The following is a 12,614-nucleotide window of genomic DNA, read 5'->3' as shown; positions in this document are numbered from 1 at the left end:
AGGGCCTCGGCAGCACCCCCGCAGGGGCCGGCCCGGGAGCCCACCGCTCCCAGGCCCCGCGCCATCGGCGGCGCCCCGGGCCGTCGGAACGGGCCACATCCCGGTTCCGCCAGGCCGGCGCCCGCGGCCCGAATCCGTCGCGTAACCACCCGGGCAGGGCCTCGGCAGCACCCCCGCAGGGGCCGGCCCGGGAGCCCACCGCTCCCAGGCCCCGCGCCATCGGCGGCGCCCCGTGGCGGTCAGAACGGCCGGGTCACATCCCGTTCCGCCGAGCCGGCGCCCGCGGCCTCGGCCCAGTCCGCCGACTCCCGCCCGGGCCGGCCTCGGGAGCACGGCGGGGCGCCGGGGGGTTCAGTGCTCGCCCGTCTCACTGGCTGCCGTGCGCAGCGCGCTCAGTACCCGTGCCACCGCGGCGCCCTCCCCGGCGCCCTTGCGGACCGCCGCGACGACGTGCCGGACCGGGCGGTCCGCGGTGAGTTCCCGCATCACCACGCCCTCCCGCCGCACGGCCGCCATGCGCGGTACGAGTGCGACGCCCATGCCCGCCTCGACCATCGCGAGGATCGCCGTCCAGCCGGCCGCCGCATGCCCCTGGTGGGGCCGGAACCCGGCCGCCTCGCACGCCGCCCGCGTGATGTCGGACCAGGGTCCGCTGCCGCCGAAGATCCACGGCTCGGCGGCGAGGTCGGCCAGCCGCAGCTCCGCCGCGCCGGCCAGCGGGTGGTCGCGGGGCAGGGCGACGTCCAGCGGGTCGGCGAGCAGCGGCACCCGTGTGAAGCGCGGGTCCGCCGCGGTCGGCGCCTGCGCCGCCAGTGACAGGGCGAGATCCACCTCCCCGGCTGCCAGCAGCTCGTACGCCTCCTGCGCCTCGGCCTCCCGCACCCGTACCGACACCCCGGGGTGCGCCGCCCGCAGCGCGGTCACGGCCGGTACGACCAGGGCGGGCACGGCGGTCGAGAAGGCGCCCACCCGTACCTCGCCGGCCTCCCCGTGTGCGTACGCCGCCAATTCCGCGTCCGCGCGCTCCAGTTGCTCGAAGACGGCCTCGGCGTGCCGCAGCACCAGGCGGGCCGCGTCGGTCAGCCGCACCCGGCGGCCCTGCGCCCGGAGCAGGGGGACACCGAGCTGCCTGGAGAGATTGGTCAGCTGCAGGGACACCGCCGAGGGCGTCATGTTCAGCGCCTCGGCCGTCGCGGTCACCGTCCCCCGTTCCCGCAGCGTGCGCAGGATCTGCAGCTTGCGGATGTCCCAGTCGGCCATGGCGGCAACCTATCCGCGGGCCGGCCTCCTCACCGACGCGACCCCGCGCCGAGCATGACGCCGCCCAGGATCAGCGCCATGCAGCCGGCCTGGGCCCAGCCGGTCGGCTCGGCCAGCAGCGCCCAGGACAGCAGGGCCACGCACACCGGCTGCAGGTAGTAGACGATGCCGGCGCGGGTCGGGCCGATCAGGGCGATCGCCTTGTTCCAGGCGAAGAACGCCAGGGCCGAGGAGGCGACGCCGACGTAGAGGAGGGGCAGGACGGTTGCGGGGGTCGGTGCGAAACCGCCCTGGACGGCGAGGCTGACGCCCTGCGCGGGCAGCAGCAGGACGGTGCCGATCAGGAAGGTGGTGAAGAGGAAGCCGGTGCCCTCCAGCGCCGGGGGCCGGTGCCGCAGCAGTGCGCTGTAGGAGCCGAAGCAGCAGGCGGCGGCGATCATCCACAGGTCGCCGGCCGCGAACGACGCCCCGCCCCCGACGAGCAGCAGCACGCCCGCGCAGGCGGTCAGCAGCCCGGCGACACGGCGGGCGCCGAGCCGTACGCCGCCCGCCCGCTCGAACAACGCCATCAGCACCGGCGAGGCCGCCATGATCATGCCCATGTTGGCGGCGGGGGTGGTGACCCCGGCCTGGTTGACGAGGGTGTTGTAGGTGGCGACGCCGAGCAGCGAGGCGAGCAGGACGAACCCGAAGTGGCGGCGCAGCAGTGCCCGTTGCCGCCAGGCCTGCCGGGCTCCGAAGGGGGCGACGGCCGCGAGCGCCACCACCCAGCGCCAGAAGGCGTGCTGGACGGGTGGCACGCTGTCGCCCAGGGCGCGGGAGGTGACGAAACTGCCGGACCAGACGACGGTGGCGAGCGCGGCGAGCGCGAGCCCGAGGGCCACGGGAGCCGTGCCCCTCGGGGCGGAGACGGTGGAAGCGGGCGATGCGGCGGTCCGGTGGTGGGCTACGGCCACAGAGGTCCTTTCGCTGATCGGTGAACGCGGTGGCCCTACCGTCGCAGCGCCGGACCTGTCACGTCCATCGAATCTTTTCGACCGGTCTTTTCAGCGTTTCTGAACGATTCAGCGGTGACCGCCGTGCGAGGTGCGAGCTGCCCGGCGACGGTCGCCCCGAAGGCCAGGGCCATGCCCACCAGCTGCACGGGCGTCAGCGCCTCACCGAGCGCGGCCCAGCCGACGACGGCGGCCGTCAGCGGCGAGAGCGGACCGAGGAAGGTGACCTGCGTGGCGGAGAGCCGGCCGATACCGCGGAACCAGAGCCAGTAGGCGACCGCGGTGTTCGCCAGCGCCAGATAGAGGTATCCGCCGGCCGCCGTGCCGTCCAGCGCGGGCGGCGCGCCCTCGACGAGCAGGGCGAGCGGCGCGATGAGCAGGCCGCCGGCCGTCAGCTGCCAGGCGGTGAGCGCCAGCGGTCCCACCCCCTGCGGGCGTCCCCACCGTTTGGTGAGCACGGTGCCGGCGGACATGGACGCGGTGGAGGCGAGCGCCGCCAGCACGCCGAGCGCGTCCAGAGCGCCGGCCGCCCTCAGCACGACCAGGCTGACGCCGAACGCGGCGACGACACCGGTGAGCACGGAGCGGACGGTGGGGCGCTGCCCCAGCAGCAGCGCCGAGAGCCCGACGACGAACAGGGGCCCCACCGAGCCGACGACGGCTGCCATGCCGCCGGGGAGCCGGTACGCGGACAGGAACAGCAGGGGGAAGAACGCGCCGATGTTCAGCGCGCCGAGCACCGCCGCCTTCCACCACCAGGCGCCCCGCGGCAGCACTCGGGCGAGGGCGAGCAGCAGCAGCCCGGCGGGCAGCGCGCGCATCAGGCCGGTGAACAGGGGACGGTCGGGCGGCAGGAGCTCGGTGGTGACGGCGTAGGTGGTGCCCCAGGAGACGGGAGCGAGGGCGGTCAGGGCGATGAGGGCGGGACGACCGGCGGCCATGGGAGGCACCCTTCGGAGACGAACAGGTCGGCGAGAAGTAGCTTAGCCGCAAGCAACTTTCCGTCAAGCTACTTTCTTGCGGACGACCGACAAGCCCCCGATACTCGTCCCATGACTGAACGTGCCGAGCAGCGCAAGGACCCCGTCGACGCGATCATCGACCAGTGGGCGGCGGTGCGGCCCGACCTGGACACGGCCGCCATGGAGGTCTTCGGCCGCATCTACCGGCTCTCACGCGCGATGGGCGACCGGATGGAGAAGGCGTACGCGCGCCTCGGGATCTCCCGCGGGGAGTTCGACGTCCTGGCGACCCTGCGCCGCTCGGGCGAGCCCTACACGCTCTCCCCCCGGCAGCTCTCGGCCACGCTGATGCTCACCACCGGCGGTATGACGGGACGCCTCGACAAGCTGGAGCGCGCCGGCCTGCTGCGCCGCTCCCCCGACCCGCACGACCGCCGGGGTCTGCAGGTCACGCTCACCGACGAGGGGCTGGCGCTGGTCGACGAGGCCGTCGGCGCGGGCCTCGCCGTCCAGACGGAGGCCCTGTCCGCCGCCCTGGACGGCGAACAGGCCGGCCAACTGGCCGGCCTGCTGCGCGAACTGCTGTCCGCCACCGAGCAGTAGGCGCCCGCTCAGCCCACGTGCGCGGCGACCGCCGCCTCGATCGCCCGCTCGTCCGCGGTGTCCGCCGCCCAGGCCACGTACCCGTCGGGCCGCACCAGCACCGTCGTGCCGCGTCCGCTCGCCCAGCGCGCCACGGCCAGCCGGTCCCCACGGCCGCCGGCGCCCTCGTACGGCCGCGGGGTGATCAGCACGAACCGTCCGCCGCGCAGCGCCTCGTACAGCCGACCGTCCGCCAGGGCGACGTCCGGGACGCGGGTGCCGGTCAGGCGGTGGGCGCCCCGGGGGGCCGGGTAGCGGTAGCCGATGCCGGTCACCTGGCCGGCCACGCGGCGGCGGGCCGGGCCCACGTGGTCGAGGACCGTGGTGAGGGCCGCCCGCAGCGCCAGCGTCCAGGGGCGCTTGGCCATGGCGAGACGCACGATGCCGCCGCTGCTGCGCAGCACGGTCCTCCCCACGGGGTGGCGTTCGGCGTGGTACGTGTCGAGCAGCGCGGGGGCGGCGTGGCCGCGCAGGACGGCCGCCAGCTTCCAGCTCAGGTTGGCCGCGTCCTGGAGGCCGGTGTTCATGCCCTGCCCGCCGGCCGGGGTGTGCACGTGCGCCGCGTCGCCCGCGAGGAAGACCCGGCCCACGCGGTAGGCGGGCACCTGGCGTTCGTCGCTGTGGAAGCGGGACATCCAGCGGGCGTCGTGCATGCCGTAGTCGCGGCCCAGGGCGAGGCGGGCGATCTCCTTGATCTCGTCCAGTCCGAGGGGCTCGCTGTCCGGCACGTTCCGGCCGCGGTGCCAGCCGATCATCCGGTGGTAACCGTCGCCGAACGGCGCGAGGAAGGCGAAGGCGTCACCGACGGCGTTGACGGTGAGCAGCGTCCCCGGTTGCTCGGCGAGCCGTACGTCCGCGAGGACGACGGAGCGGATGACGGAGCGGCCGGGGAACGGCAGCCCGATCGCCTCGCGCACGGTGCTGCGCATCCCGTCGGTCCCGACGGCGTACGCCGCCCGCAGGGTCTCGGCCTCGCTGCCCGGGCCGCGCACCTCGACGGTCACGCCGTCCGCGTCCTGGGTCAGTCCGGTGACCTCGGTCTCGTACCGGAACTCGACGCCCGCCTTCACCGCGCGCCGCTCCAGCACGTGCTCCACCTCGTACTGCGGGATGACGAGGAGGTGGTTGAAGCGGGACGGAAGGGTGTCGAGGTCCATGGTGAGCCGGCCGAAGAGGCCGATCCGGTCGAGGGGGCGGCCGGCGGCCTCCAGTTCGTCGGCGAGGGCGCGGGCGTCGAGCTGCTCGAGAGTGCGGGCGTGCAGGACGAAGGCGCGGGAGAGGTTGCTGATCCGGTGCGGGCGCTTCTCGACGAGGGTGACGGGGATGCCCGCGGTGGCGAGGTCGCCGGCCAGGAGGAGGCCGGTGGGGCCGGAACCGACGACGAGCACGGGACGGGGGGTGCCGTTCATCTGGGGCCTCCTTGCGGTGCCAACGATCGTTGGCCAACGCTTGTTGTCAACGTGGGACCACCGTAGGACAGGCGGGCGAGCGCGTCAACACTTGTTGGCCTACACATGTTGGCCTACGCTCGTGGGCATGCCCCGAACGGACGACAGCACACCGCACGACAGCACACCGCCCGCACCACCCCGCCGCTCCGACGCCACCCGCGCCGCGATCCTCGACGCCGCCCGCGAGCGGTTCGCCACCGACGGCTACGAGCGGGCCACCATCCGCGCCATCGCCAGGGACGCGCGCATCGATCCGTCGATGGTGATGCGGTACTACGGCAACAAGGAGGGCCTCTTCGCGGCGGCCGTCACCGTGGACCTGGAACTGCCCGACCTGACCGCGCTGCCGCGCGAGGAGGCGGGCCGCGCCCTGGTGACGCACTTCCTCGACATGTGGGAGGAGAACGACGTGCTCACGGCCCTGCTGCGGGTCGGCGCCACGAACCGGGCCGGGGCCGAGCGCATGCAGGGCATCTTCCGCGACCAGGTGCTGCCGGTCGCGCGCCAGGTGTGCCCGGACCCCGAGCAGGCCCCCGCGCGGGCCGCGCTCGCCGCGACGCAGCTGCTCGGGCTGGCCCTCACCCGGTACGTGCTGCGGTTCCCGCCGACCGTGGCGCTGCCCCGCGGGGAGGTCGTGGCGTGGCTGGCGCCCACGCTGCAGCGCTATCTGACGGCGCCGAGCCCCTGAGAACGCGCCGAGGGCGCCGGCCTCGCCCACGTACGGCGGTTGCGCGTACGTACGGCGGGGGTCGGCGCCCTCGGCGGAGAACGGGTGAGCCCGGTCGGGGCTCGCGGGCGACAGCGCCCTGTCGGCCCGTCAGGCCTTCGCGTCGGCCTTCGTCTTGATGTTGCGGCTGGTCACGCGGTGCTCCGCCTTGGACCTGTCCAGGACCATGACCAGGCCCGCGATGACCACGAACAGCGCGATCGGGGCGAGGACGTAGAGGCCCAGCGTCTCGATGACGCTCAGGCCCGTGCCGGGGTCGTCACCGTCGTCGCGGGTCAGCGCGAGCGCGGGGGACGACATGAGCAGCATCATCAGCGTCGTACCGGCTGCCAGGGCGCCGGCGCGCAGGGCGTTCTTCTTGTCCACGGTGCCAAAGTTAGTTCACGCGGGTTTCGGGCGCGCGGCCGGGGTGCCATATGGAGCCCGGCCCGGCGCGGCCGCCGGCCCGGGGACGGCCGTCCCCGGCCCCCGCCGCGGTCCGCACGGCCTCGTCCTCAGTCACCCCGACGGGCCGTCCGGTGCCCGGAGTTCGCCCCGCAGCGCCTCCATCAGCGCGTGCAGCCGGGGCGACGCCGCGAGCTCCTCCAGCGTCACCGGCCGGCCCTCGGCGTCGGCGATCGGCAGGCGCCAGTTCGGGTACTGGTCCCAGGTGCCGGGGAGGTTCTGCGGGCGCCGGTCGCCGACCGTGTCGGGGAGCCAGACACCGACCATGCGGGCGGGCGTGCGCAGCAGGAAGCCGTGCAGGGCCCGGATCTCCGCCTCCTCGGAGGACGTGTCGGCGCCTCCGCCGGTGCACTGGAGCAGGCCGAGCCGGGCGAGGAGTTCCAGCCACTCCCCCGTGTCGGCCGCCGCTTCCGCGCGTTCCTCCTCCGCCGGGCGGGTGAGCAGGCCGAGGCGGTCGCGGAGTGCGACGTGCTCGCCGGTGAGCCGGGCGGCGGTGGACGGGAGGTCGTGCGTGGTGGCGGTGGCCAGGCAGTCGGCGCGCCAGTGCTCGGGGGGCAGGGGGCGGCCGTCGCCCTCCCAGTCCCGCTCGAACCACAGCACCGACGTGCCGAGGACGCCGCGCTCGCGCAGTGACTCGCGCACGCCGGGTTCCACGGTGCCCAGGTCCTCGCCGATGACCACGGCGCCGGCCCGGGACGCCTCCAGCACGAGGACGGCGAGCATCGCCTCGGCGTCGTAGCGGACATAGGTGCCCTCGGTGGGCGGACGGCCCTGCGGGACCCACCACAGCCGGAACAGGCCCATGACGTGGTCGATGCGCAGCGCTCCGGCATGGCGGAACAGGCCCCGCAGCAGCCGGCGGAACGGCGCGTACCCGGAGTCGGCGAGGCGGTCCGGGCGCCAGGGCGGCAGGCCCCAGTCCTGGCCGCGGGCGTTGAAGGCGTCCGGCGGGGCGCCCACCGACATCCCGGCGGCGAAGTACTCCTGCTCGGCCCAGGCGTCGGCGCCCTGCGGGTGCACGCCGACGGCGAGGTCGTGCACGATCCCGATCGGCATCCCGGCCTCGCGGGCGGTGCGCTGGGCGGCGGCGAGCTGGGTGTCGGTGAGCCAGGCGAGCCGGGAGTGGAAGTCGATCCGGTCCATCAGCTCGGTGCGGGCGCGGGCGGTGTCGGCCGAGCGGGGGTCGCGGAGCCCGGCCGGCCACCGGTGCCAGTCGGAGCCGTGGACCTCGGCGAGCGCGCACCAGGTGGCGTGGTCCTCCAGGGCCCGGCCCTGCTCGGCGAGGTAGTCGCAGTAGGCGGCGCGCCGGCCGGGCCCGAGGGGCACCTCGCCCAGCAGTTCCAGCGCCTCCCGCTTGAGCTCCCACACGGCGTCCCGGTCGATCAGGGCGCCCTCGTCCAGTACGGCCCCCCGCAGCCGGCCTGCCCGCTCCAGCAGGGCCCGCACGCGCTCGTCGCGGGGGGCCACCTGGGCGAACTCGGGCACGTCCTCGATCCGCAGGTGGACCGGGTCGGGGAAGCGGCGCGAGGAGGGGCGGTACGGGGAGGGGTCCGTGGGCGCGCCGGGCACGGCGGCGTGCAACGGGTTGACCTGGACGAATCCGACGCCGAGGGTGCGTCCGGACCAGGCGGTCAGCTCGGCGAGGTCGCCGAGGTCGCCCATGCCCCAGGAGCGGCGCGAGAGCAGGGAGTAGAGCTGGACGAGGAGTCCGTGGGAGCGCCCGGCGGGGACGGGCAGCCGGTCGGGGGCGACGATCAGGTGGCTGCGGGCGGTGCGTCCGTCGGGTGCGGTGGCGGTGAGCCGGTGGACGCCGGGCGGGAGCCCGTCGGCGTCGGCGCGCCTGGCGCCCTGTTCGGTCTCGACGCGCAGCCGGGTGCCGTCGGGCAGCGCGGCCAGGGCGTCCGGCGGGCCGCCGCCGTGCCGGCACACCAGGGTCGGCGGCAGCAGCCGTTCGCGCAGTTCCCGCTCGCGGGCGGTGAGCGCGGCGCGGACGGCGGGCGGGCTGCCGGCGTCGACGCCGAGGGCGGCCAGGGCCAGGGTGACGGCGGTGGCCGAGGCCGCGACCGTGCGGTCCGGGGAGGGGCTGTAGGAGGTGGCGACGCCGTGCAGTGCGGCGAGCCGGGACAGATCCTCGGGCAGGTCCTCGGCGGGCGGCTCGGCCGGCCTGGCAGCTGTCATCTAGGACCTCGTGGGTTCCGGGACGGCGAACGAGGGGGTGCCCTGCTCCGGGACGACGGCCGTGAGCTCGGGAGAGGATTCGCTGGTCAGCGGGACGGCGTCGGCGAACGGCGACTCGCTGGTGAGGGGCTCGGCGTCGGGCAGCGGAGGCTCGCTGGTCAGCGGGGCCTCGACGCAGGTGCCCTCCGGGCCGAAGACGCAGAAGTGGGGGCTGACGGGTTCGGCGGACGGCTCCGCCACGGGTTTGGACGGGGCGGGGAGCGGAAGGTGTGCCGGTGCGGCCACGGGGGTCTCCTTGTCGATCCTTGTCGAGCACGGCATCGGGCGGGTCATGGCAGCCCTACCCAGTGGGCGCGAGGACAGACGTACCGGAGAGCATCAAGTGCGCCTGGTCACATTCTGACCCGATCCGGCACGCTTCTCCCCCGCGCCCGGCCGCGGGCGGGCAGCGCCGGGCCGCGCAGGACGCTTTCAGTCCATGCGAGCGCAAATCCGAACAATCTCTCGCCCTTCATTTCCCCCACCGCCCGCCAACCGGTGCCATCCCGGCACATTGACGGCCGAAAATGAGACCCGGGTGAGATACGGCGCCAACACGCGGAAAACGGATGGCAAATTCTAGGTTGCCCGCCCGTGAACAGCACTGATAAGTTTTGATCACGGGGGCAACATCCCCTGTCCACACGGGGATCGGGGGAAATGTGGGGGGATTTGCTTCACAATTACCTGCCCCGTGCCTCACCAGGAAAGCAGGTAAAAAAATGAAGCGCACCGGACGCATTTCAGTGGTGACCGGCACCGCCGCGGTGATCACCCTCGCCCTGGCCCCGATCGCCGAGGCGAACTGGAGCAGCTCGATCACCGCCGCCAGCGTGGGCTTCGAGTCCCGCCGCTGGTCGGACGAGCTGTACTCGCAGGTTCAGTTCACCAGCTGCACCACCGACGGCTCTAAGAGCACTGACGTGCAGATATGGAACGACATCTCTCTTCAGCCCGACGAGTCCTACGACAACAAGACCTTCACCGCCTGCTTCAGCGGAGGCACCAGCAACGGTGAGTGGACCGACCTGCCGTCCGGCATGCGGGACTACTACTTCCAGATCATGAAGATCGGCGGCTCCACCTTCGGTCCGCAGCTGAGCGTCAGGACCGTCTCCGTCGACACCACCAAGGCCGACGGCTGACCTTTTCAGCTCAGGGGGGCGTCCCGCCGGGGCGCCCCCGCCCTGGCCTACACGGGTTCAGTGAGATTCCATGAAATTCAGCACCAGCCTGCGCAGCGGCAGCCTCCGATGGGCCGGTCCAGCCGTACTCGTCCTGACGTTCCTCTATTACGTGGTGGGCGAACAAGCCCCCCTTTCCAGTTATCACCATTACGCGCCGAGCATTGTCGCAGAGCCGCTGAAAACTCTTTACGCCCTGGCTTACGCATCGGCAGCGGCGCTTTCCTGCTGGGAAAGCGGACGACTGCGGAGCGCCCGGATATGGGCGCTGGCACCGGCCCGTTCGCGTTACCGGATCGCGGCGAACGCCCTCGCTCCGGTGATCGTGCTCTCGTGGCTCGTCCTGCTGCTCCCCCCGGCGATCTCCCTGGTCCGGTCGGCGACCTTGCCGACCCTCGACAGCCTGCGGCTGCCGCTCGCCGGGATGCTCCTGTGCGTCGCCCACGCCGTCCTCGGGTTCGCCGTCGGCTGTGTGCTGCCCCGCGTCATCGCCACGCCGATCCTCGCCGTCGTCGACTGGATCGCGGTGGCCTTCACCCGGGCGATGCTCCCCTACTGGCCCCGCCATGTCTCCGGGCAGTACGGCAGCGTCGGCTACGGCGAGGTGCCCGACATGGTCACCGTGGCGGTGCCCCTGTTCCTCGCCGGCGGCATCGCCGTGGGGCTGGTGGTCCTCTGGCTGCCCCACGGCCTGCGTGCCCTGCGGGTCGTGGTCGCGGGGGCGGTCGCCGTCGGCGGCGTCCTCGGCGCCTACCGCACCGCCGCCGACTGGCCCGCCACCCCGCCGCTGACCGGCGGGCACGTGGCGATGACGTGCGCCGGGAGCGCGCCGCGCGTGTGCCTGCCGGAGATGAACGCGCGGTACCTGCCGAAGGTCCAGCGGGACACCGCCGAGGCGCTGCGCGTGCTGCGCGAGTCCGGGGCCACCTCGGCCCGGCCCCGCCTGATCACCGACAGCTACGGCGACGGCCGCCGGCAGAAGCCCTCCACGGACACGGAGTGGCGCATGATGCTGACCGGACCGGTGCGCAGCGGCGACGCGGTGTACCAGATCGTCGTACGCTCCCTGCACTTCCGCTGTGAGCGGGTCCCCGCCCGCAACGCGCACGCGGCCTGGCTCTGGGCGGCGGTGAAGACCGGCCAGGAGGACGCCTACCGCAAGCGCCGCGAACAGGAGGGCCGGGATCCCTTGGCCGAGAAGCTGGAGAAGCAGGTTCGGGCCGACGTCGCTTCCGTGCTCGCCGAGCCGGCGGCACAGCAGACCGCCTGGATCAAGCGGATGCTCGACACCTGTGAGGCGAAGACGACGTGAAGTGGTGGTTCAAGGCACGCCGCGGACACCAGCTGCTGCCGCTCGCCCTGATCGTCTTCGGCGCGGCGCTGTACGCCGTGCAGGGAACCACGGTGCTGCTGCCGTCCCTCACCGGCTCCCCCAAGGTCGCGCTCTCCCTGTTCGTGCCCGTTCCGCTGCTGGCCTTCCTGATGGCGGTCCTGGAGTCCCGGCTGCCCGCTGCCGAGGTCTCCGGGGTGCGGTCCATGACCCGGCTCGACAACCTGCTCGTCACGGCGGTCGTGGCCGCCGCGGTGCTGTGCAGTGCCCTCGTCGCCGCCGCGGAGGGCACGTCCGCGGCCACGACCGGTGGGCGCAACGCGGTGTTCCTGACCGGCCTGATGCTGCTCGGACGGGCGTGGGCCGGCCAGTCCGCCGTCATGATCCCCGTGGGGTGGCTGGTCACCGTCGTGGTCGTCGGGTTCCGCGGGAACGTGCCCCACCTGTGGACCGTCATCGCGCTCCCCGCGGACAACGCGTTCGCGGCAACCGCCTCCCTGGTGGTGTTCGCCGTCGGCCTAGCCGCCCAGATCCGCTCGTCGAGGAAAACAGCGTGACACTCGAACTCAGCAACTGCACCTACGGCTACCGGCGCTGGAAGACGCCCGTGCTGCGGGACTTCTCCTACGCCCTGCCCGAGGGCCTCACCGTCCTGCTCGGCCCCAACGGCGCGGGCAAGTCCACGCTGCTGAAGCTGGCCGCCTCGGTGAACAGGCCGCAGCAGGGACGCGTCACCCTGGACGGAGCCCCGGCCGGCACCCCGGAGTACCGGCAGGCCGTGGCCTGGATGCCGCAGGACATCGTGCCGATGCCCACGCTCACCGCACGGGAGTACGTCGCCTACATCGGCTGGCTCAAGGGCATGAACCGCGCCGAGGCATGGCAGCAGGCCCGCCGGGCGCTGGGCCGCGTGAACCTGGCCGACCAGGCCGGCACCCGCACGAACCGGCTCTCCGGCGGCCAGTTGCGCCGCGTGGGCGTCGCCGGCGCGCTCGTGCACGGGGCCCGGGTCCTGCTGCTGGACGAACCCACCGCCGGCATGGACCCCTACCAGCGCCGGGTGTTCCGCGACATCCTGCGCAGCCTGACCGGCGACGTGCGCGTGCTGCTGTCCACGCACGACGTCGCCGACCTCGCCGAGGAAGCGGACCACGTCACCGTCGTGTACGGGGGGAGCGTCCTCCATCACGGGAACACCGACAGCTTCCTGACCCACACTCCGCCCGGCACGCTCGAGGGACGCGCCGCCGAAGCGGCGTACACCGCCCTGCTCAGGGACCGGGGCGTGGCCGCCTGACCAGCGACGTCACCACCGCACCGCGACCACCCCTCGATCGGTGACCCGGTCACGGGGGCCACTGTCGTTGACAGGTTCACCGGACGGGTGGTGAGGTCGTTCCTG

Annotated in this window: 13 protein-coding genes; 6 read left to right on the top strand and 7 right to left on the bottom strand. The window is 73.7% G+C overall.

Annotation, left to right across the window (positions count from 1 at the left end; translation table 11 throughout):
• Nucleotides 1–351 precede the first annotated feature (351 nt).
• The 3 genes from IE260_RS05780 to IE260_RS05770 are packed head-to-tail and all read right to left on the bottom strand — an operon-like array spanning nucleotide 352 to nucleotide 3,196.
• Nucleotides 352–1,260 (bottom strand): LysR family transcriptional regulator, encoded by a 909-nt coding sequence (locus IE260_RS05780; protein ID WP_189869369.1) that lies wholly within the window; start codon nucleotides 1,258–1,260, stop codon nucleotides 352–354.
• Nucleotides 1,261–1,289: 29 nt separating this feature from the next.
• On the bottom strand, nucleotides 1,290–2,216 hold the full coding sequence (locus IE260_RS05775; RefSeq protein WP_189869368.1) for a DMT family transporter: 927 nt from the start codon (nucleotides 2,214–2,216) through the stop codon (nucleotides 1,290–1,292).
• Nucleotides 2,217–2,251: 35 nt separating this feature from the next.
• Nucleotides 2,252–3,196: an EamA family transporter gene (locus IE260_RS05770; protein ID WP_189869367.1), complete on the bottom strand. Its 945-nt coding sequence runs from the start codon at nucleotides 3,194–3,196 to the stop codon at nucleotides 2,252–2,254.
• A gap of 111 nt (nucleotides 3,197–3,307) precedes the next feature.
• On the opposite strand from IE260_RS05770, the gene IE260_RS05765 reads away from it, so the two are divergent.
• Nucleotides 3,308–3,820 carry a MarR family winged helix-turn-helix transcriptional regulator gene (locus tag IE260_RS05765; protein ID WP_189869366.1) on the top strand — a complete coding sequence of 171 codons (513 nt, stop codon included), beginning with the start codon at nucleotides 3,308–3,310 and terminating at the stop codon, nucleotides 3,818–3,820.
• Between the two features lie 8 nt (nucleotides 3,821–3,828).
• On the opposite strand, the gene IE260_RS05760 is transcribed toward IE260_RS05765, so the two are convergent.
• Nucleotides 3,829–5,268 (bottom strand): FAD-dependent monooxygenase, encoded by a 1,440-nt coding sequence (locus IE260_RS05760; protein WP_189869365.1) that lies wholly within the window; start codon nucleotides 5,266–5,268, stop codon nucleotides 3,829–3,831.
• Between the two features lie 127 nt (nucleotides 5,269–5,395).
• Here IE260_RS05760 and IE260_RS05755 point away from each other — a divergent pair, with 127 nt between their 5' ends.
• Nucleotides 5,396–5,998, top strand: a complete 603-nt coding sequence (locus tag IE260_RS05755; protein ID WP_189869364.1) for a TetR/AcrR family transcriptional regulator — start codon at nucleotides 5,396–5,398, stop codon at nucleotides 5,996–5,998.
• A gap of 129 nt (nucleotides 5,999–6,127) precedes the next feature.
• On the opposite strand, the gene IE260_RS05750 is transcribed toward IE260_RS05755, so the two are convergent.
• The 3 genes from IE260_RS05750 to IE260_RS05740 form a co-directional block, all read right to left on the bottom strand.
• Nucleotides 6,128–6,403: a hypothetical protein gene (locus IE260_RS05750; RefSeq protein ID WP_189869363.1), complete on the bottom strand. Its 276-nt coding sequence runs from the start codon at nucleotides 6,401–6,403 to the stop codon at nucleotides 6,128–6,130.
• 132 nt (nucleotides 6,404–6,535) lie between these two features.
• Complete coding sequence (gene malQ / locus IE260_RS05745; RefSeq protein ID WP_189869362.1) at nucleotides 6,536–8,659, bottom strand: 4-alpha-glucanotransferase; 2,124 nt, start codon at nucleotides 8,657–8,659, stop codon at nucleotides 6,536–6,538.
• Nucleotides 8,660–8,944 carry a hypothetical protein gene (locus tag IE260_RS05740; RefSeq protein WP_189869361.1) on the bottom strand — a complete coding sequence of 95 codons (285 nt, stop codon included), beginning with the start codon at nucleotides 8,942–8,944 and terminating at the stop codon, nucleotides 8,660–8,662.
• 476 nt (nucleotides 8,945–9,420) lie between these two features.
• Between IE260_RS05740 and IE260_RS05735 the strand changes: the two genes are divergently transcribed.
• The 4 genes from IE260_RS05735 to IE260_RS05720 all read left to right on the top strand — a co-directional run bounded on the left by IE260_RS05735 (nucleotide 9,421) and on the right by IE260_RS05720 (nucleotide 12,509).
• Nucleotides 9,421–9,843, top strand: a complete 423-nt coding sequence (locus IE260_RS05735) for a hypothetical protein (protein WP_189869360.1) — start codon at nucleotides 9,421–9,423, stop codon at nucleotides 9,841–9,843.
• A gap of 70 nt (nucleotides 9,844–9,913) precedes the next feature.
• Entirely contained in the window at nucleotides 9,914–11,194 is a 1,281-nt protein-coding gene (locus tag IE260_RS05730; protein ID WP_189869359.1) for a hypothetical protein, read from the top strand.
• Nucleotides 11,191–11,769, top strand: a complete 579-nt coding sequence (locus tag IE260_RS05725) for a hypothetical protein (protein ID WP_189869358.1) — start codon at nucleotides 11,191–11,193, stop codon at nucleotides 11,767–11,769. The genes IE260_RS05730 and IE260_RS05725 overlap by 4 nt, the downstream gene beginning before the upstream one ends.
• Complete coding sequence (locus IE260_RS05720; protein WP_189869357.1) at nucleotides 11,766–12,509, top strand: ATP-binding cassette domain-containing protein; 744 nt, start codon at nucleotides 11,766–11,768, stop codon at nucleotides 12,507–12,509. The genes IE260_RS05725 and IE260_RS05720 overlap by 4 nt, the downstream gene beginning before the upstream one ends.
• Nucleotides 12,510–12,614: the final 105 nt, after the last annotated feature.

Origin of the sequence: Streptomyces viridiviolaceus (assembly GCF_014650995.1) — a bacterium.
Lineage (GTDB): Bacteria > Actinomycetota > Actinomycetes > Streptomycetales > Streptomycetaceae > Streptomyces > Streptomyces viridiviolaceus.
Note: the sequence above shows the minus strand (reverse complement) of the source record. Positions and strands in the feature narration are given on the sequence as shown.